The 17755-nt window shown below is 45.5% G+C and carries 21 protein-coding genes; 3 read left to right on the top strand and 18 right to left on the bottom strand.

Features of this window, described 5'->3' with window-relative positions:
* Positions 1–528: 528 nt before the first annotated feature.
* Genes SFC66_RS08520 through SFC66_RS08495 form a run of 6 tightly spaced genes read right to left on the bottom strand, consistent with a single transcriptional unit; the run spans position 529 to position 5356 of the window.
* A complete protein-coding gene (locus SFC66_RS08520) occupies positions 529–1509 on the bottom strand; it encodes a biotin--[acetyl-CoA-carboxylase] ligase (protein ID WP_411218269.1) in 981 nt (326 codons plus the stop codon).
* Positions 1493–2662 (bottom strand): CCA tRNA nucleotidyltransferase, encoded by a 1170-nt coding sequence (locus SFC66_RS08515; RefSeq protein WP_411218268.1) that lies wholly within the window; start codon positions 2660–2662, stop codon positions 1493–1495. The genes SFC66_RS08520 and SFC66_RS08515 overlap by 17 nt, the downstream gene beginning before the upstream one ends.
* Complete coding sequence (gene bshA, locus SFC66_RS08510; protein WP_411218267.1) at positions 2659–3786, bottom strand: N-acetyl-alpha-D-glucosaminyl L-malate synthase BshA; 1128 nt, start codon at positions 3784–3786, stop codon at positions 2659–2661. Before bshA ends, SFC66_RS08515 begins: the two co-directional genes overlap by 4 nt.
* Entirely contained in the window at positions 3783–4196 is a 414-nt protein-coding gene (gene mgsA / locus SFC66_RS08505; protein WP_411218266.1) for a methylglyoxal synthase, read from the bottom strand. Before mgsA ends, bshA begins: the two co-directional genes overlap by 4 nt.
* A 10-nt stretch (positions 4197–4206) precedes the next feature.
* Complete coding sequence (gene dapB, locus SFC66_RS08500) at positions 4207–5013, bottom strand: 4-hydroxy-tetrahydrodipicolinate reductase (RefSeq protein WP_411218265.1); 807 nt, start codon at positions 5011–5013, stop codon at positions 4207–4209.
* Positions 5006–5356: a nucleotide pyrophosphohydrolase gene (locus SFC66_RS08495; protein ID WP_411218264.1), complete on the bottom strand. Its 351-nt coding sequence runs from the start codon at positions 5354–5356 to the stop codon at positions 5006–5008. Before SFC66_RS08495 ends, dapB begins: the two co-directional genes overlap by 8 nt.
* A gap of 144 nt (positions 5357–5500) precedes the next feature.
* Here SFC66_RS08495 and SFC66_RS08490 point away from each other — a divergent pair, with 144 nt between their 5' ends.
* Both SFC66_RS08490 and SFC66_RS08485 read left to right on the top strand, forming a co-directional pair.
* A complete protein-coding gene (locus SFC66_RS08490) occupies positions 5501–6373 on the top strand; it encodes a YitT family protein (protein ID WP_411218263.1) in 873 nt (290 codons plus the stop codon).
* 65 nt (positions 6374–6438) lie between these two features.
* Positions 6439–6963 (top strand): type 1 glutamine amidotransferase domain-containing protein, encoded by a 525-nt coding sequence (locus tag SFC66_RS08485; RefSeq protein ID WP_411218720.1) that lies wholly within the window; start codon positions 6439–6441, stop codon positions 6961–6963.
* Positions 6964–6992: 29 nt separating this feature from the next.
* Here the strand turns inward: SFC66_RS08485 and SFC66_RS08480 are convergent, their stop codons facing one another.
* From SFC66_RS08480 to SFC66_RS08425, 12 genes are all read right to left on the bottom strand, one after another.
* Positions 6993–7679 (bottom strand): zinc metallopeptidase, encoded by a 687-nt coding sequence (locus SFC66_RS08480; RefSeq protein ID WP_411218262.1) that lies wholly within the window; start codon positions 7677–7679, stop codon positions 6993–6995.
* 66 nt (positions 7680–7745) lie between these two features.
* Complete coding sequence (locus SFC66_RS08475; RefSeq protein ID WP_411218261.1) at positions 7746–8066, bottom strand: sporulation protein YpjB; 321 nt, start codon at positions 8064–8066, stop codon at positions 7746–7748.
* A gap of 79 nt (positions 8067–8145) precedes the next feature.
* Complete coding sequence (lhaT, locus tag SFC66_RS08470; protein WP_411218260.1) at positions 8146–8718, bottom strand: lipoprotein heptaprenylglyceryl N-acetyltransferase LhaT; 573 nt, start codon at positions 8716–8718, stop codon at positions 8146–8148.
* Positions 8719–8861: 143 nt separating this feature from the next.
* Positions 8862–9431 (bottom strand): ReoY family proteolytic degradation factor, encoded by a 570-nt coding sequence (locus SFC66_RS08465; RefSeq protein WP_411218259.1) that lies wholly within the window; start codon positions 9429–9431, stop codon positions 8862–8864.
* Positions 9432–9475: 44 nt separating this feature from the next.
* A complete protein-coding gene (locus SFC66_RS08460) occupies positions 9476–10729 on the bottom strand; it encodes a tetratricopeptide repeat protein (protein ID WP_411218258.1) in 1254 nt (417 codons plus the stop codon).
* A 119-nt stretch (positions 10730–10848) separates the two neighbouring features.
* Positions 10849–12138, bottom strand: a complete 1290-nt coding sequence (aroA, locus tag SFC66_RS08455; RefSeq protein WP_411218257.1) for a 3-phosphoshikimate 1-carboxyvinyltransferase — start codon at positions 12136–12138, stop codon at positions 10849–10851.
* An 11-nt stretch (positions 12139–12149) separates the two neighbouring features.
* Positions 12150–13247 (bottom strand): prephenate dehydrogenase, encoded by a 1098-nt coding sequence (locus tag SFC66_RS08450; RefSeq protein WP_411218256.1) that lies wholly within the window; start codon positions 13245–13247, stop codon positions 12150–12152.
* Position 13248: 1 nt separating this feature from the next.
* Positions 13249–14349, bottom strand: coding sequence for a histidinol-phosphate transaminase (gene hisC, locus SFC66_RS08445; RefSeq protein ID WP_411218255.1), 1101 nt, complete (start codon positions 14347–14349; stop codon positions 13249–13251).
* Positions 14346–14720 carry a chorismate mutase gene (gene aroH / locus SFC66_RS08440; protein ID WP_411218254.1) on the bottom strand — a complete coding sequence of 125 codons (375 nt, stop codon included), beginning with the start codon at positions 14718–14720 and terminating at the stop codon, positions 14346–14348. Before aroH ends, hisC begins: the two co-directional genes overlap by 4 nt.
* Positions 14717–15796, bottom strand: coding sequence for a 3-dehydroquinate synthase (gene aroB, locus SFC66_RS08435; RefSeq protein WP_411218253.1), 1080 nt, complete (start codon positions 15794–15796; stop codon positions 14717–14719). The genes aroH and aroB overlap by 4 nt, the downstream gene beginning before the upstream one ends.
* On the bottom strand, positions 15796–16962 hold the full coding sequence (gene aroC, locus SFC66_RS08430; RefSeq protein ID WP_411218252.1) for a chorismate synthase: 1167 nt from the start codon (positions 16960–16962) through the stop codon (positions 15796–15798). The genes aroB and aroC overlap by 1 nt, the downstream gene beginning before the upstream one ends.
* Before the next feature lie 108 nt (positions 16963–17070).
* On the bottom strand, positions 17071–17358 hold the full coding sequence (locus SFC66_RS08425) for a MerR family transcriptional regulator (RefSeq protein ID WP_411218719.1): 288 nt from the start codon (positions 17356–17358) through the stop codon (positions 17071–17073).
* A 123-nt stretch (positions 17359–17481) separates the two neighbouring features.
* Between SFC66_RS08425 and SFC66_RS08420 the strand changes: the two genes are divergently transcribed.
* Complete coding sequence (locus SFC66_RS08420; protein ID WP_411218251.1) at positions 17482–17715, top strand: DUF2798 domain-containing protein; 234 nt, start codon at positions 17482–17484, stop codon at positions 17713–17715.
* Positions 17716–17755: the final 40 nt, after the last annotated feature.

Below are 17755 nucleotides of genomic sequence, written 5' to 3'. Positions count from 1 at the left end.
GTTAGCCGCCATTACAGCACAACAGCAAGCGACAAGCATTGCCCGATGATCTGTCAGCCTGGTTCCTCTTCATCCGTAAATATCACTCCCGGCTTGAAGTTGAGAAAGCGGGGAGCACTGCATCATCCAGTATTCAAGAGCGCAGCTGCGCCTTAGTGACAACTACTGATAAACCGCTCACTCAATAAAATGGACCCCCACTACTATTGTTCACAATCAGAACTTTTTCATGAGACAGTATACTTACCTGCGCTCATGAAACTCATATCCTTACTTATTGCTGGATTATCTCGATTCACTTCTGCAATCAGCGTTTTGGGAAAGATCCTTATATGAAAGGGGGTCAGGAGAGCGCGTCTCTTCTTAAAATACCACCATAATCAATACAGCAAGCTGATGCACTTTCCTGATACACATTTTAGCTTCCATTCACTTTACGCAGGTCAGACAATAAATTTTCACGTAGTCTATTCTACCACTTGTTTTGTCTTTAATAAATTCTTTTACTGCAGCTTTGGAAATCAGGTGCTACTTCTCTTTCCATTCCAATTCAGCAGAATATAGATGTACCAATGTGCCATCATCATTTTCCAGCAGCAGCTCGCCGTCTTCGCCGATCCCTTTGAAAATCGCTTCCATCACTGCTGTTGGTGTCGTTGCAATTACACGGTGACCTATGCGGAAAGCAAATTGCATCCATTCGTCCCGGATGACATGAAATCCGCTTTGTGTATAGAGTGCATAAACTTCTTCGAGCTCTTTCCAGATCAAATGAATCAGTTCCTGCCGCTTCCATACCTTGCCTGTCTCGATGTGCAGGGATGTCGCTTTATTGCGGATATCCGGTGCAACCTCTGATGCGGCCTGATTGATATTGATTCCGATTCCAAGTACGATATGCTGAATGTAATCCTGCTCTGCCTGCATCTCTGTCAAGATTCCGGCTAGTTTTTTTCCGTTAAGATAGATATCATTCGGCCATTTGATGTTGGCATTTATCTCAAGTTTCCGAAAAACGCGCGCAATGGCAACTGCTGCTGCAAGTGTCAGCTGTGCGGCTTCACGCGGTCCGAATTCAGGGCGTATGATCAAGCTCATCCATATACCAGTGCCTGAAGGGGAATGCCATGAGCGGCCTTTTGTACCCTTCCCGTTCGTCTGCTGATCGGCAATCACAACCGTACCATGGACAGCACCTTGATCAGCCAGCGTCTTGGCCAATGCTTGCGTGGAATCAAGCTCTTCTTCAAAAACGATCTTGCGTCCTATCCATTTGGTATCAAGCTGCCAGTTTAGCGTGTTTTTGCTCAGTTTATCAGGTGAACGTCTTACTTGATAGCCTTTGCGCGGAACAGCATCTATGTCATATCCGTCCGCTTCCAGTGCTTTCATATGTTTCCACACAGCAGCTCTGGAAATACCGAGCTGTGCAGATAGATACTGACCGGAAACATGTGTCGTTTCATGCTCCTGAAGGATCCTTATCAGACGATTACGCGTCGTATTCATGCATGATCCACTCCTTCAGCTGTATCCTATCATTTTTGACCTTGTTTTCCACCACCGCTTTTTCACAAGCAAGCAGCAGATCACGGATCCAGCTTCCTTTTTTTCTGTCAGGGAACCAGCTGATCAAATCTTTTCCTGATATCGATAGTTCCGAACTGCCACGGATGGGCAGTTGGGTTCTGAAGGAAGATAGCTCATCCAGCACTTCTGTATGCTTACAGATTTCCATCAAGCGAATATAACTTGCATCAAGATGGCCAGGAAGCTGATAAACCGACCATGCATCCAGTTTGCTGTGCATGATATTCACCAAGTTCAAAGCATCTTGTTTGATAGCGTTTGAAAGCTTCCATTCTTTCACCCAATCCATGACAGGTCTGCCGCTTTTAAGGGAGCAAAGGGCAACCCACTCCGCCAAACTGCCAAGAGGCTTGATATCTTGTGATAGTTCATCCATCAGCTCAGGATGATCACAAAAAATCGGCATTGCTTCCCAGAGCTTTGTATCAACGAGCAGTTCGACAGCCTTCTTCACATGGCTGCCGCCGCATAACTTTTCCATCTCGACTGCCACACGCTCTATTGCTATCCGTTTCAGCCAAAGACGCTGTTCTTCCATGACTTTACGCGCATCATGATCCAGCTTGTATCCAAGCTGGGAAACGAATCTTACGCCCCGCATCATGCGCAGCGGATCTTCTTCAAACCGATCGAAGGCCTTGCCGACTGTTACCAGCTTTTCATTGGTTATCGCGCCTCTGCCATCAAATGGATCCACCAATTCTTCATCTCTATTCATCGCGATTGCATTCACCGTATAATCACGCCGGGCAAGGTCAGCTGTTATATCGGTAACAAAATGCACACTATCAGGATGACGATGATCGGAATATGTTCCTTCCGTCCGGAAAGTCGTGATTTCGAAGCTTTCTTTTTCATAGCGTACAAGCACGGTTCCATGCTCGATACCAATCGGTATGACTTTATCGAAGACTTCCATCACTTGTTCCGGTAAAGCAGATGTCGCGATATCCAAGTCACCTACAGTTTTGCCGATGAGGAAGTCCCTCACCGCTCCGCCGACAAGATATGCTTCATGACCATGCTGTTCGAGCTGCTGCATGACCCGGAATGCTTTATCAAATATTTTCATTGCAAAACCTCTTCATAAATTGCTTCATATTGGGCGACGACTTGATCTGAATGGAATGCTTGATTCGCATGCTGTATCGCCGCATCCGAGAAACGCTGCCATAAGTCGCTATCTGTCAATAATTCCATAACATATGCGCCCATCTTTTCAACTTCGCCAAGTCCGGTGATATACCCATTTATTCCATGCTGTATCACTTCGGGAATTCCGCCTACGTCCGTACCGATGCATGGCACTCCGCATGCCATCGCTTCCAGCAGTACCAAACCGAAGCTTTCTTTCTCCGAAGGCAGCAGCATAACATCGGCCATATTCAAAAGAGCTGCGACATTATTCTGTTTCCCGAGAAACAGGACTTTATCTTCAAGGCCGCGCTGCTGTACATCGCGCAGGATGTCGGAATACTCAGGTCCGTCGCCGATCAGCATCAGCTTGGCCGGCATTTTTCCCTGTACATACGAAAAAACCTGTACAACATCCTGTACACGCTTCACCTTACGGAAATTGCTTATATGTACGAGCACCTTTTCATCTTCGCCAATTCCGAACTGCTGTTTTATATCATGTACGTCTTTTGGCTGATATTCTTCTTCATCCACAAAATTATAGACAACATCGATCGGGCTTGTGACATCGAGCATCTCCCGCGTCTGATCCACGAGGCTTTGCGATACAGCTGTGACAACATCACTTTCCTCGATAGCATGGATGATCATTTTCCGTAAACCGTTATCGATTCCGAGCACTGTGATATCCGTCCCATGCAACGTTGTGACGATCTTTACATCCCGCTTTGCAATCCCTTTGGCCAGTATCGCACAAATTGCGTGCGGAACAGCATAATGGACATGCAGGATATCCAGCTGCTCTTCATCGATCACTTCTGCCATCTTGTTGGCCAACACAAGGTCATATGGCGGATATTGAAAAACTGGATAATGACTCATCTCCACTTCATGGAAAAACACATTCGGAAGCAGCATATCCAGCCGAAAAGGGACGCTGGATGTGATGAAGTGAATATCATGTCCCTTTTTAGCCAGTTTTTTGCCAAGCTCTGTTGCAATGACACCTGAACCGCCAAGCGTCGGATAACAAGTGATTCCTATTTTCAGTTTTTTCATAGCTCCGGCTCACGATCACGGATGATTTTACGCCAATCAAAATCGCCGCGATCCAGTCCGCGAATGAATATTTCGGCCGCCGCCAAATTGGTTGCCAGCGGAATGCGATGCACATCGCATAATCGCATCAAAGCACTCACATCAGGCTCATGAGGCTGAGCTGTCAGCGGGTCCCGGAAGAAGATGATCAAATCCATTTGGTTCGTGGCAATACGGGCGCCAATCTGCTGATCTCCTCCAAGTGGTCCGGACTGAAATAATTCAACGGGTAAACCTGTTGCTTCCTTGATGCGTGTACCAGTCGTACCGGTAGCATATAATATATGTTTTTTCAGCATTTCCTTATAAGCAACCGCAAAGCGAACCATCTCTGGTTTCTTCTTATCATGGGCAATTAACGCAATATGCAAACTGATCGCCTCATTCCAATATTTTTTCTAATCCGTATGCTAGTATATCCATTTTCATGACGCGTTCTACGGCAAGCTCGACACCTGACATGAATGATGCGCGGTTGAAGCTGTCATGCTTGACCGTGAATTGTTCGCCTGGTGCGCCAAATATCACTTCCTGGTGTGCGACAAGGCCTGGGAGACGGACACTGTGGATGCGCATGCCATCGACATCAGCACCGCGTGCACCCGGTATTGTCTCTTTCTCATCAGGATGCCCTTGTTTCGCAGGTTCTCGGACTTCCTGGATCAGTTGCGCCGTTTTCACTGCCGTACCGCTCGGGGCATCAAGTTTTTGATCATGATGTTTCTCGATGATTTCCACTGTCGGGAAATATTTGGCCGCTTGCTTGGCAAATTGCATCATCAGCACGGCGCCGATCGCGAAATTCGGGGCAATGATGGCTCCGATGCCTTTTTCTTCGCTTAACTTCTCAAGCTCTTTCACTTGATCCTCGGTGAAACCGGACGTGCCGACTACAGGGCGGACGCCGTGTTCGATCGCGAGCTTCATATGTTTGTAGCCTGTTTCCGGGATGGTCAAGTCGATCAGCACATCTGCTTCAACTTCAGCCAAGCATGCTGCCGCATCATCATAAATGCGTGCATCGCTTGCCGGCAAACCTTCGATATCACTGATTTTCATTCCGCCGTTTTTCCGGTCGATCGCTGCTGCGAGTTCGAAATGAGCTGTCCGGTCGATAAGCTGCAATGCTTCGGATCCCATCCGCCCTCTTGGTCCTGCAACAATGATTCTGATTGTATCTTTAGCCATTATGTAAGTCCTCCTGTGTCTTCTTCGTCCATCTGTCTTTATCCCTTGTTTCGAATTTGGACATCGATCTCTCGAATGCTTCTGACAAATCGATATCCAGGGAATTAGCAAAGCATGTCATGACAAAAATGATATCTCCAAGTTCATCTTCTATCGTATTGGCATCCTCACTGGCTTTTTTTGGCTTTTCGCCATATGTATGGTTCACTTCCCTGGCAAGTTCGCCCACTTCTTCTGTCATTCTGGCAAGCATGCTGAGCGGTGAAAAATAACCTTCTTTGAATTGGGAAATATAAGCGTCGACACGTGCTTGGATTTCCTTTGTGGTATATACAGTATTCATCGCGATCTTCCTTTCGCTATATCATTACCATGTTAGCTTAAAAATAAGGCATTTGACAAATGTTTTTACCTATCAAAACAAATTTGTAGGGACAGGGATAGTTGTCTATAATATAGAAGGAATTGTCATCTTAGGAGGTAGATCATGTTTAGACTGCGTATAAAGAACATTTTGTTCATTCTGTTAGGTGCGGCAATCTTTTCATTCGGTATCGTCCATTTCAATATAGCCAATAAGCTTGGTGAAGGCGGCTTCACCGGAATAACGCTTATTCTACTATTCGAATTCGATTGGGACCCGGCAATCATGAATCTGGTGCTTAACATACCGCTGTTTTTGATCGGCTGGAAGTTTCTTGGCCGCACAACTTTCGTCTATACCATCATCGGGACTATCGCCGTTTCCGTATTCCTGCGTTTATTCCAGACTTATTATTTCCATATCGACTTAGGAAACGATTTGCTGATAGCTTCCCTTCTAGCAGGCGTGTTCATCGGTGTTGGTCTTGGTATCATCTTCCGCTTTGGTGGTACTACAGGCGGTGTCGATATCATTGCCCGGCTCGCCAATAAATATGCCGGCTGGACGATGGGACGGACGATGTTCCTATTCGATGCAGTTGTCATCGTCACTTCCGTCCTCACCTATCTTGATCTGATCAGAGGGATGTATACATTGGTCGCTGTCTTCGTCGGTGCCAGGGTCATCGATTTCATCCAGGAAGGTGCCTACTCGGCAAGAGGTGCAACCATCATATCCAACCAGAGCGCCGATATTGCCAATCAAATACTGAAGCAGATGGATCGGGGTGTAACAGTATTGGATGGCAGAGGCAGTTTTACCGGTGAAAAACGCGACGTACTTTATTGTGTCGTAGCACGGAATGAAATCGTCAGGCTGAAAGCGATCATCAACTCCGTCGACCCTCATGCCTTCGTTGCCCTAAGCGAAGTGCACGATGTGATGGGTGAAGGTTTTACATTGGATGAAAATAAAAAGCCATATCATACCGACTGACGTTTCACATGCATTTTGCCAGTCTGATTGGTAAAGTGGAGAGGACTAATCGAAAGAGGGAGATGATGGAACTTAATGGTAAAAAGGTACTCTCTTTTGTAAGTGATGATTTTGAAGATCTGGAGTTATGGTACCCTGTCTTGAGGCTGCGTGAAGCCGGTGCTGAAGTTCATTTGGCTGGTGAAGCTGACAATACTGTCTACAAAGGCAAGTATGGTGTTCCTGCAACGTCTGATAGAGCATTCGATGAAATCGATCCCGCCGAATATGATGCTTTGCTCGTCCCTGGCGGCTGGTCACCAGATAAGCTGCGCCGCTTTCACAACGTTCTGGAAATTACGCGTCATTTCCACACCCACAAGAAGCCAATCGGTCAAATATGCCATGCTGGCTGGGTACTGATCTCTGCAGGTGTACTTGAAGGCGTTAATGTAACTAGTACACCAGGAATCAAGGATGATATGACGAATGCAGGCGCGATCTGGCATGATGAAGCTGTCATTGTCGATGGACATATCGTCAGCAGCCGTCGTCCCCCCGATTTGCCCGACTACCTCCGTGAATTGATCAATGTAATCAAAACAAACTAAAAAAGGCATCCCTCGGGATGCCTTTTTTATCAGTCTTCGTTATTGCCGACAAAGAACATGAGGATGAAGCGCACAAGCTCAGCTACAGCCACCAGAGCCGCTGCCACATAAGTCATTGCTGCTGCATTCAATACTTTCTTCGTGGAGCGTTCTTCATCATTCCGGATGATACCGGTTGAAACCAATTGTGCCATTGCGCGGTTGGATGCGTTGAACTCGACCGGCAATGTGACGATCTGGAACAATACTGCGATACTGAAGAGCGCAATACCGAAACCTACGAATTGCAGGGAACCAATGATGGCACCTGCGATGATGAGGATGAAGGAAAGGTTGTTACCCCATGCAGCCGCTGGAGCCAGCGCTGTACGGAATTTCAGGAAACCGTATCCTTCGGCATGCTGGATTGCGTGCCCTACTTCGTGGGCGGAAACCGCCGCTGCAGCCATGCTGTGACCATGATAGTTATCAGTGGACAAGCGGACTACCTTTTGACGAGGATCGTAATGGTCAGACAGCATACCGCGTGTCTCCTCAATCTGCACGTCATAGATGCCATTATCGTCCAGTATCTTTCTCGCAACTTGTGCACCTGTCATCAAAGATGACGTTTGCACTTTCATATACTTCTTGTACGTACTTTTAACTTTCGATTGAGCCCATAGAGGGATAATCAGAAGCAGTGCTATATAGATAATATAAGCACCTAGTGACATATACATTCCTCCATAAAAATATTTGGAACTTGTTATGGTCAATTTTAGTCAAAATTTCTAAAAAAATCAACTATTGTGATCGTTGTTCACACTTTTGTCATTTTCAGCTCGATACTTCTTATAGCCCACATAGATAAGTGTGCCGACAATGCTTGCACTAATACCAAGTATACCCCAGAATCGACCTGTTCCATAACTATTTTCATCAGGTACGGTCACATTGTACAAATATGCAGGCAGTGTATCCAACTGTTGATCAAACGTTTGATTACTTTTGTCGGATGATGCCGACAGTGCCTCTGAATGCGGCTGCAGTATGATTCCAGCTATGTTGGCAAGTACAAAAAAAGAGGCTGTCAGAACAATGACGAGAAGCAGTTTTTTCATGTGCATCCCTCTTTTTTAGATGTTCCTACAGCCTATGCATGCAAGCATTCGCATATGTCGGTATTTGCCTGAATTGTTTTTAGTTTCTTGCTTTTTTGTGCTGCGTGACGATGTAACCGACCAATATCGATACGATACTCAGCCAGAAAGTGAAATAGCCTATCACCTGCATATAATCCATCAAATTACCGTAGATCGGCATCATGCCAAACACATAATCGATGATATCATTGTGCAAGACGACGATGGCAGCTACCGCAAGATGACGCAGTTTCACCCGGTAAACCGGTGCATAGAGGATACCTTGGATCGCCATACCCAAATGAGATGCAATCAGCATATACCCTTGCCAAGAAAGCGTACCATTCACAACCAGCGTAAGCAGGTTCATGACTACAGCCCATAAGCCATATTTGAATAATGAAACGACTGCCAGCGCTTCAATATATCCATTTTGTTTTCCGATCAAGAGCAAACCTAAGAATATTGTAAAAAAGAGACTTGCTGTCGGACTGTCCGGAACAAACGGCAGGAAAATCGCCGGTGTTATTTCGAGCTGCCAGCCATACCACATATAGCCGTATACCGTTCCGACAAGATTGATGATAAACAATAACATGATGCTGTAGCGATGAAATAAAAGACGGTACATGATGTGCTTATCCTTTCGTTCGATTATGTATTCCGATTTGCTCAAAAAGGAGCAGTCAATTCATTTTAGCAGAAACTTCCTTGTCTATTGATACTTTTAGCTAGAAAGATAAAAAAATAGATGCGCCTTGACAGCGCATCTTGTCATGTGTTTTCAATTTTATCTTCGACTTCTTCTTTCAATTGACGCATCGCCTTGCTCAGTAATTGGAATTTATGTTCATCCCTCTTATCAAGTGCGAAATCAATTGCTTCTTGCAGCTTCTTCTTCTTGTATTGATAATGTGACGCATCAAGAAGCTTTGCAGCAAGCTGCCGGTCTTCTTTCGTCACATAATGGTCTTCCGGCAAGAACGGATTGTCTTCCAGCACTGCGACATACTCCATGCTTTGATGGGAATTCTTGAAATTGAGTTGAATATAGACAGGGTCTTTCTTGTTCATGCGAATATCATGGAATGATTTCTCTGCATCTGTTGTCACGATGTTGTCCTTGTAAAAGCGAAACGGCACTTCTTCGGAACAATGGGCGGATATGATGATTCCTCTGGGACTGAATCTTGCTTCACGAATAAAATGTACATTATCAAGAAATGAATCATGATTGATCAAATAATTCAAGATCCAGACACTTTCCCTGCGTTTCAATTGGTAATTATCCAAGAACCAGCGAATGAACGTTTTCTTATCCTGCATGGTAACGGAAATATTCATATGTGCCCCCTCCCAGAAAGCGAAATGATTTCAATTCAATGCATTTATTGAGACAAGAGCCGGTTGATATTTTCTTCTACTTCGATATCCGATGGCTCCAAACGAAGATACTCTTTAAGTATTTCGACAGCCTCTTGCATCCTCCCTTCTTCCAATAGGAAATATCCGTATTCTTTTAGAAAATCGCTATCATCTTTGAAGTTAGTATATGCTTCCTTATATGACTTTAATGCCTCATCGAAGCTTTCCGTTTCATTATAGGCACGTGCAAGCTCCCATCGGTAAGCGGCATCTTCTTCATCTGTCTCCAGGATATGAGTCAATAACTCGATGATTGCTTCATGGTCTTCATCCAGCTTGAAATTCTCGATCAAATATAGAACAGCTTCTTTATAACCTGGGTCAAGCGCAATGGCATGACGAATCAAGAAATAGCTGCGATCGTTTTTGCCAAGCTGTCTGGCAAGGCGGCCTGCCGTGAAATAAAGCTTCTGATTATATTCATCAAGTGATAAACCTTTCTCGGCTGTTTCGAACGCTTTTTCCATCAGCCCCTCTTCTTCATAGGCCTTGGCAAGATACTCATAGACAGATAGATAGTCAGCTTCTTCCTTGAGCAGCTTCTCCCACGTGCTGATTGCGATGTCATAACGCGAAAGTTTGAACGCAGTGAAACCATAACTGAACAGTTGTTCAATATCCTCCACTTCCGTTTCCTGATAATATGTCAATGCTTTCTCGAATTCACCTGTTGCTGCATAAGCTTCCGCTAAACGCAAGGCAATATCGATCTCACCCATGACCGTTTCTTTTTCATAAACTTTTTCGTAATAGGTTATTGCCTTCAAGTATGATCCTGTAGACAAAGCTAACTCAGCCAATGCTAAATCGACGACAGTCTCGGATGGATCAAAACGTTTGGCAGCTAGCAATTTTTGCTCGGCCACTTCGAATAATCCTTGGGCTTCGTACAAATCCGCAAGCTGCATCTGAGCCGGCACATAATAATCTTCATCTTCGACAATCTCATCTAATTTATCGATTGCTTCTTGGTCTTCATTCAAATCAACATGAAGTTCGGCCAGCAGCATCTTTAGTTCCATTTCATCCGGGAACATTTGCTCCAGCTGCAGCAAGACAGCTTTTGCCTCTTCATGCATCCCCCATTGCATATACAATTCGGCAATGGTGAACTTTTCTTCCTCATTGGCACGAGACAAGTATTTCTCCAACGTATCGACAGCTTCCTGAGGTTGGTCGTTTTCCATAAATGTTATCGCTTTTTGTAATTCTTCCATTACTAACACTTCCTTCTATTCAAACGCTTAACAGCTTTTTTAACCTTTCTTCAGTGTAACCCAAACCAACCGCTTTAGAACAGCAAAAAAGCCTGATTCCCACTTTGGGATCAGACTTTTCACTTTTGCAGCATCTCGAGATCTGCAAAAAATGATGGATAAGAAATATTGATGCTGGCCGCATCGGTAAGAACCGTCTCTCCTTCGGCGATCAAACTGGCAATCGCAATCATCATACCGATCCGATGATCTCCAAATGAATCGGCAGTCGAACCATGCAAGGTTTGATTGCCTGGAATCCGCATCCCATCAGCTGTCGTTTCCACTTTTGCACCGAAGCTTCGCAAAGTGGAAGCAATAGCATCGATTCGATCTGTTTCTTTGAACCGCAACTCTTCTGCATCTTTTATGACAGTCTCTCCATCGGCTTGTGTCGCAAGTAATGCCAATATTGGTAGTTCGTCGATAAGACGGGGGATGATTTCCCCGCCTATTTCTGTATGCTTCAACGGACGATATTTAATTCGGATATCGCCAATTCGTTCACCAGCTTGGATTTTATGTTCTGTGATTTCCATATCAGCGCCCATATCCCGCAGTACATCCAAAATGCCGGTGCGCGTTTCGTTCAAGCCGGTATTGGTCAACGTGATGTCACTGCCAGGTACCAGGCATGCTGCCGCAAGGAAAAATGCGGCGGAAGAGATGTCTCCCGGAACATATACATCCGTACCTGTAAGCTTTTGACCTCCTTGTATCGTTACGGTCGTTCCTGTAACATCAAGGTTTGCCCCAAAGCTTTTAAGCATTTGTTCCGTATGATCCCGCGTTTTGACGTCTTCTGATATTTCCGTTTCCCCTTCGGCCAAAAGTCCTGCCAGCAGCAGCGCGGACTTGACTTGTGCACTTTTGACGGGCGTGCGATAGGTAAGAGAGGAAAGTCTTTGGCCGTCCACTGCCAATGGCAGGTATTTACCTTGCTCGCGGCCATTTATCTTGCCACCCATTTGGCGAAGCGGATGAACGACGCGGTCCATCGGTCGTTTCGTCAACGATGCATCCCCATATGCAGTGATATGAAACGGCAATGCAGCAAATACACCGAGCAAAAGCCGTGCGGTTGTTCCTGAATTCCCGAAATATATCGGCTCCAGCGGTTCTTTGAAACTATCTTTCCCTTCACTTTCAATGGTTACAGTGTCGCCATCTTGCTCAATCGACACACCTAGTGCACGAAAAGCCTCGATCGTCCGGAGGCAGTCCTCGCCATCAAGAAAATGTCGGACGGTCGTCCTACCCGTAGCCAAGGAGCCAAAAATGATGCTCCGATGCGAAATGGATTTATCACCAGGAACAGTGATGGATCCATGAAGCCCTTTGTCTATCGACTGCAATTTAATATCTGTCACTGTTAACACCTTCATTCTTCTATCTTTACTTCATAACCGAAAACTTCCAGCACACCTTTTGCCTTGAGCTGAATTTTCTGTTCGGAAAAACTGAGACGCAAAACACCTGTCAGCCCTTCCCGAAGCTCAAGTATTTGGATATTGACAATGCTCAGACCCGCATCTGCGACTATCGTAAGCACCTTTTGCATGGCGCCTGGCTGGTCGGTGATATCTACATACAAGTCATGATACCCTGGAATCGCACCTTTTTTACGAGGTTCCAAACCATCACGATACTGTTTTGCTTCTTCCAGGTATCCAAGTATCGCTTTTTCTTGGTCTTCCAGCAGCAGTTTGCGGAAATCCTGCATTTCCTGGATCCAGTCATCCAGCAACACGGCCATTTTTTCTTTGTTTTGAAAAAAGATGTCCTGCCACATACCAGGATTACTCGAAGCAATCCGCGTGATATCACGGAAACCGCCAGCTGCCAGTTTCGGCAGGAAGCTGTGCTTTGTTTCCCATTTCTTAGCTTGCTGCACTAAAGCTGATGCAATCAGATGCGGGAAATGTGAAACAACACCAGTCATTTCATCATGTTCTTCCGCAGTCAATGTCACAAATGTGCTTTTCGTACCATCCAGCAGATTTTTCACCCGTTCGATATCACTTTCGTTTGCCTGCTGCACGGGAGTCAGCACATAAATGGCATTTTCGAAAAGATGTGCTTTCGAAGCTTCGATCCCATGTTTGTGAGATCCAGCCATCGGATGACCTCCGACGAAGGTGACTTTACCGGAAGAAAGAGATGCTGCTTTACGGAATATCGGTCCCTTGACCGAAGAAACATCCGAAACAAGTACTTCTTTCTTCAAGTCCATATGATCCAGCTCATCCAGAAGCTCAACAGAAATGGACACTGGTGCAGCGAGCAGGATGATATCCGCCTTGCTTGCGGCTTCCCGGAAAGAAGATGATGCTTCATCGATGATGCTGTGCTGAAGCGCATATTCCAAGGTGCTTTGTCTTTGATCGACACCGATGAGATGCACCCGCTTATGCAATTGGATATTACGGGCAAGCGAACCACCGATCAGTCCAAGTCCCGCGATGACAACTGTTTCCATATCAGCTTTCTTCCACACTTGTCAGGAACTGATCCAGCAAGACTGTGAATTCCGTCATATCCTGCTCTGTACCAAGTGAAATACGGATGCTATTCGGAATGCCGAGCGCATCACCCGAACGGACGATATATCCTTTGGACAGCATATGCTGGAAAAGCGCATCCCCGCTTACAGGAAGGTCATAGATGAGTACAAAGTTTGTGTGAGATTCATAGTATTTGATTTGGTGTGCATCACAAAATGCGAGGAAGCTGCGTTTGACTTGGTTGTTCTTCTCAATCGACTTTTTGATGAATTCTTGATCATCAAGTGCTATAATAGCCGCTTTTTGGGAAATCGTCGTGTTATTGAATGGACTTCTGACAACGTTGATTTTATGGATGACTTCAGGATGTCCGATACCGTATCCGACACGCAGTGCTGCAAGCCCATATGCTTTTGAAAACGTCCGGAGCGTTATCAGATTCGGGTATGTATCCAAGGCAGCCAGGGTATCAAAGTAATCATCTGTTTCCAGGAACTCGATATACGCTTCATCCGCAACAACCAACACTTCTTTCGGTACTTGCTGAAGGAAGTTTTCAAATTCAGCTTTGGCAATATGGTTGCCGGTTGGGTTATTTGGTGTGCACAGCCAAACGATTCCTGTCTTCTCATCAATCGCATCCAGCATGGCTGGAAGGTCGTGGAATCCATTTTTCGTCTCGATTGCCCGTACCTCTGCCCCTTCAATCATGGCGTGGTGCGGATATTGGGAGAAAGATGGATGTGCCATCACTGTGTTAAGCCCTGGTGCCAAGTAAGTACGGCAAAGCATCATGATGATTTCATCGGAACCTGCCCCAAGAACAAGCTGATCCAATCCTACATTGAAATGAGCTGCCAATTTTTCTTTCAAAGCTGTACCGTATCCATCAGGGTAGATTTCCTGATCATCAGCAAATGATGGCAATGCTTCTTTCACTTTTTGGGAAAATCCATACGGGTTCTCATTGGAAGCAAGTTTCACGATACGATCCAATCCAAATTCCTTCCGAACTTCTTCCATCGGTTTTCCGGGTTTGTAGGCTGTCAATTCATTCAAAATCTTTTTTGCTTTCATTGATGCTCCTCCTTCAGATCGGGACGTAGTTTGATTGCTTGTTGTTGATATACATGATGAATCTCTTTTTGCGACAAGTCGGTACGCGCTGTCAGCATGACCCGGATGCATTTAGCTAGTCCGCCTTCGATATCCAGCTCCTGCATGCACATGACGGGTACGTAAGTCCAATCATCGCGAAAGACCCGCATTGCTTTTGCCGGAAAAGTCTTGGTTATATCAGGCGTAGCGGAGATTAGTACTTGTACTACATCTTCCGGAAGAATCGCGTTTTTCGTGACAATTTCATCAAGCATGGCCGCAGTGGCATCGATGATCTGTTTCTCTTCGTTTTCCATAACGGTCGTGGCACCTCTGAAACCTCTGATCATACACTTCTCATCCTTTCAAGAAAAGATACGACTGCCTGAAGAAGCGTGTCATGATCGACCTTCTCCGTCACCGGGGATCCGATATCCTGGAGCAGAACCATATGGACTTCTTTGTTTTCCGATTTCTTATCCATTTGCATTCTGGCGATGAGCCTTTCTGCCGAAAGATCAGGCAGCTGCAAGGGATATTGGTTTCGTTCCAGCCAGCTGCGGAATTCACCAAGCTGTAAATCGGCACCGAATCTCTTCTCACTCAATTCCAAAGCAAAAAGCATGCCAATGGCAACGGCTTCCCCATGTGTGAATGTACCGTATCCAGCTTCAGCTTCGATCGCATGACCAAGTGTATGGCCAAGATTCAGGAATTTGCGTAAATCATTCTCTTTTTCATCAGCCTCGACAATTTTGGTTTTCACCTTGATGCCGAGTGATAAATCCTGAATCAGCTGGTTTTGATTTTCTTTATCCAGCTGTTTTCGCGACAGCAGCGCATCCAGGAAGGCAGCATCCCCGATATACGCTTCTTTGATCAGTTCAGCGTACCCGCTCCGCACTTCTTTTTCCGGAAGCGTCGTGATTGTATCGACATCATACACAACAGCCACTGGCGGATAAAAGCTGCCGATCAAATTTTTACCGGTTTCGTGATTGATCGCGACTTTACCGCCAACACTTGAATCATGTGCCAGGATCGTTGTCGGAAGCTGGACGAAATCGATACCTCTCATATATGTACTTGCTACAAATCCAGCCAAATCCCCGATGACCCCACCGCCAAGAGCCAGGACCAACGCTTTTCGGTCAAGCTGAGCTTCAAACATGCTATCCAGGATGTCGAAATACATGTCTTTGCTTTTGGCCGCTTCGCCTGGTTCTATGATCTTCTTCGTCACTTTTGCTTCTGGCAAAAGGGAAGCAGCATAATCATCAAGATAATGCGGAGCAATGCTCGTGTCCGACACGATGAATATATTCGAATAAACCTTGGGCAGGAACGCAGCCAATTTATGCCTGATTCCTGCACCCACTGATACTTTATAGCTTGATTGACTTGCTTTGACTGTAATTTGTTCCATCAGAACACCCGGATTTCTTCCCGATAGTTCTTGATCGCTTCCTGCAGCTTCGGAAACTGATCATTCGGGAATTGTTCCAGAATTGCTTTTGCGATTTCAAACGCTACGACATGCTCCATGACTAGCGCCGCGGCTGGTACGGCGCAGCTGTCTGAGCGCTCGATGCTTGCGTTGAATGGTTCCTTCGTTTCGATATCCACGCTTTGCAGCGGTTTATAAAGTGTCGGGATCGGTTTCATGACACCTTTGACGATAAGCGGCATGCCTGTCGTCATACCGCCTTCCAAACCGCCGAGTCTGTTTGTTTTACGGTAATAGCCGTTTTCTTCATCCCAAGCGATCTCATCATGCACTTGGCTTCCCGGCAGTCGCGCTGCTTCGAAACCAATGCCGAATTCGACACCTTTAAAGGCATTGATACTTGCCACGGCACCGGCAATGCGGCCATCGAGCTTGCGATCATAGTGGACATAGGAACCAATGCCTGCGGGCAGACCTTCTACATACACTTCCACGACTCCACCAATGGAATCTCCTTCTTTTTTCGCTTGATCGATCGCTTCCGTCATTTGCTGTGAAGCCTGCGGATCAAGACAGCGGACAGAAGAAGCTTTTGAAATGCTATCTCTTTCTTCATATGTATATTCCGGGAATTCTACAGCTTTGATGCCGGCAATTTCCTTTGTATAGCCGACGATCCGGATATCCAGCTCAGCCAGTAGTTTTTTGGCTACGGCACCAGCTGCTACACGCGCAGCAGTTTCACGAGCCGATGAACGTTCCAATACATTCCGCATGTCACGATGTCCATACTTCAAAGCTCCGTTCAAATCTGCATGACCAGGCCGCGGCCGTGATACGATTCGTCGCACTGCTTGCGGATCTTCCACTGGGTCCTCTCCCATTACATCAATCCAATGCTTGAAATCATCATTATGTATAACCAATGCAATAGGCGATCCCAATGTATAGCCATGGCGGACTCCTCCAACGATGTCAACCAAATCTTTTTCAATCTGCATTCGCTTCCCTCGTCCGTGTCCTTTTTGCCTTTCAAGCAAGGATGCATTGATATCCGATGCAGTCAACGGTAAATAGGAAGGAACACCTTCTACGATAGTTGTAAGCTGTTTACCGTGTGATTCACCTGCAGTTAAGTAGCGCATGTATATTCCTCCGTCATTTCTGTTTCTTGTAATTTTATATACTATAACATAACTTATTTATTATGTGGGAACAATTCTGACAATAATTCATATCACAATATGAACACGTCATCTTTTCGTATTTTGTTCCTCAAATACTTCCCTTATTTTCATGATGCGGACTCCCGCTTTCTGGGATGCTGCACCTAATGTATACCCGTCTTCTATCAATTCTTTCATCAGGATGATCTTTTTAACGGTAAAATAATCGAACCTTCTCGTTATATTCGACTTTTCCTCCACGCTGTCGATGTAACCTCTGTCTTCCCAATAGCGTAATTTCCGAATCGGTATACCACTGATTTTCGCTGCTTCCCCTATAGAAACTGCCATTTTCCCCAGCAGCTCATAATCCATTTCATCCACTGCCCCCACTCCTTAAAGCTGATGTACACCAATTATACGTCATTTCGACCATTTGACAACTTTTGAAGATTAATTATAATTAGTGGAGATTAGTTACAATAAAGGAGTAAAACAATGTTCGTCAATACAAGAATCCATCGCATACTATGCAGTGTTGTCACTGCTGCCATTATGACTTCCATCATTTCTTTCACACTCACTGCCGTCAATTCCGGCTTGCATGCTTTTCCTTACCACACGTGGTTCAGGTCCTGGATCATTGCTTTCTCATTGGTATTTTTCATTTCCTTCTTCCTGCCAAAACTTGTCCGGCATCATGTATCCAAATTAGTTAAAATCAAAGAATGATCAATATGGCATGCAAATAAAAGCAGAAGACACCCATGTA

Source organism: Terribacillus saccharophilus, assembly GCF_046592895.1.
Taxonomy (GTDB): domain Bacteria; phylum Bacillota; class Bacilli; order Bacillales; family Amphibacillaceae; genus Terribacillus; species Terribacillus saccharophilus_D.
Note: the sequence above shows the minus strand (reverse complement) of the source record. Positions and strands in the feature narration are given on the sequence as shown.

Bases quoted from the DNA above. Each gene is read 5' to 3' on its own strand.
- aroC (WP_411218252.1), bottom strand. From the start codon at position 16,962: ATGCGCTACTTAACTGCAGGTGAATCACACGGTAAACAGCTTACAACT.
- SFC66_RS08475 (WP_411218261.1), bottom strand. From the start codon at position 8,066: ATGAAAAAACTGCTTCTCGTCATTGTTCTGACAGCCTCTTTTTTTGTA.
- SFC66_RS08420 (WP_411218251.1), top strand. From the start codon at position 17,482: ATGTTCGTCAATACAAGAATCCATCGCATACTATGCAGTGTTGTCACT.
- SFC66_RS08490 (WP_411218263.1), top strand. From the start codon at position 5,501: ATGTTTAGACTGCGTATAAAGAACATTTTGTTCATTCTGTTAGGTGCG.
- SFC66_RS08465 (WP_411218259.1), bottom strand. From the start codon at position 9,431: ATGAATATTTCCGTTACCATGCAGGATAAGAAAACGTTCATTCGCTGG.
- bshA (WP_411218267.1), bottom strand. From the start codon at position 3,786: ATGAAAAAACTGAAAATAGGAATCACTTGTTATCCGACGCTTGGCGGT.
- lhaT (WP_411218260.1), bottom strand. From the start codon at position 8,718: ATGTACCGTCTTTTATTTCATCGCTACAGCATCATGTTATTGTTTATC.
- dapB (WP_411218265.1), bottom strand. From the start codon at position 5,013: ATGGCTAAAGATACAATCAGAATCATTGTTGCAGGACCAAGAGGGCGG.
- SFC66_RS08450 (WP_411218256.1), bottom strand. From the start codon at position 13,247: ATGGAAACAGTTGTCATCGCGGGACTTGGACTGATCGGTGGTTCGCTT.
- SFC66_RS08460 (WP_411218258.1), bottom strand. From the start codon at position 10,729: ATGGAAGAATTACAAAAAGCGATAACATTTATGGAAAACGACCAACCT.
- SFC66_RS08495 (WP_411218264.1), bottom strand. From the start codon at position 5,356: ATGAATACTGTATATACCACAAAGGAAATCCAAGCACGTGTCGACGCT.
- SFC66_RS08485 (WP_411218720.1), top strand. From the start codon at position 6,439: ATGGAACTTAATGGTAAAAAGGTACTCTCTTTTGTAAGTGATGATTTT.
- SFC66_RS08515 (WP_411218268.1), bottom strand. From the start codon at position 2,662: ATGAAAATATTTGATAAAGCATTCCGGGTCATGCAGCAGCTCGAACAG.
- SFC66_RS08520 (WP_411218269.1), bottom strand. From the start codon at position 1,509: ATGAATACGACGCGTAATCGTCTGATAAGGATCCTTCAGGAGCATGAA.
- SFC66_RS08425 (WP_411218719.1), bottom strand. From the start codon at position 17,358: ATGGATTATGAGCTGCTGGGGAAAATGGCAGTTTCTATAGGGGAAGCA.
- aroB (WP_411218253.1), bottom strand. From the start codon at position 15,796: ATGGAACAAATTACAGTCAAAGCAAGTCAATCAAGCTATAAAGTATCA.
- hisC (WP_411218255.1), bottom strand. From the start codon at position 14,349: ATGAAAGCAAAAAAGATTTTGAATGAATTGACAGCCTACAAACCCGGA.
- aroH (WP_411218254.1), bottom strand. From the start codon at position 14,720: ATGATCAGAGGTTTCAGAGGTGCCACGACCGTTATGGAAAACGAAGAG.
- SFC66_RS08480 (WP_411218262.1), bottom strand. From the start codon at position 7,679: ATGTCACTAGGTGCTTATATTATCTATATAGCACTGCTTCTGATTATC.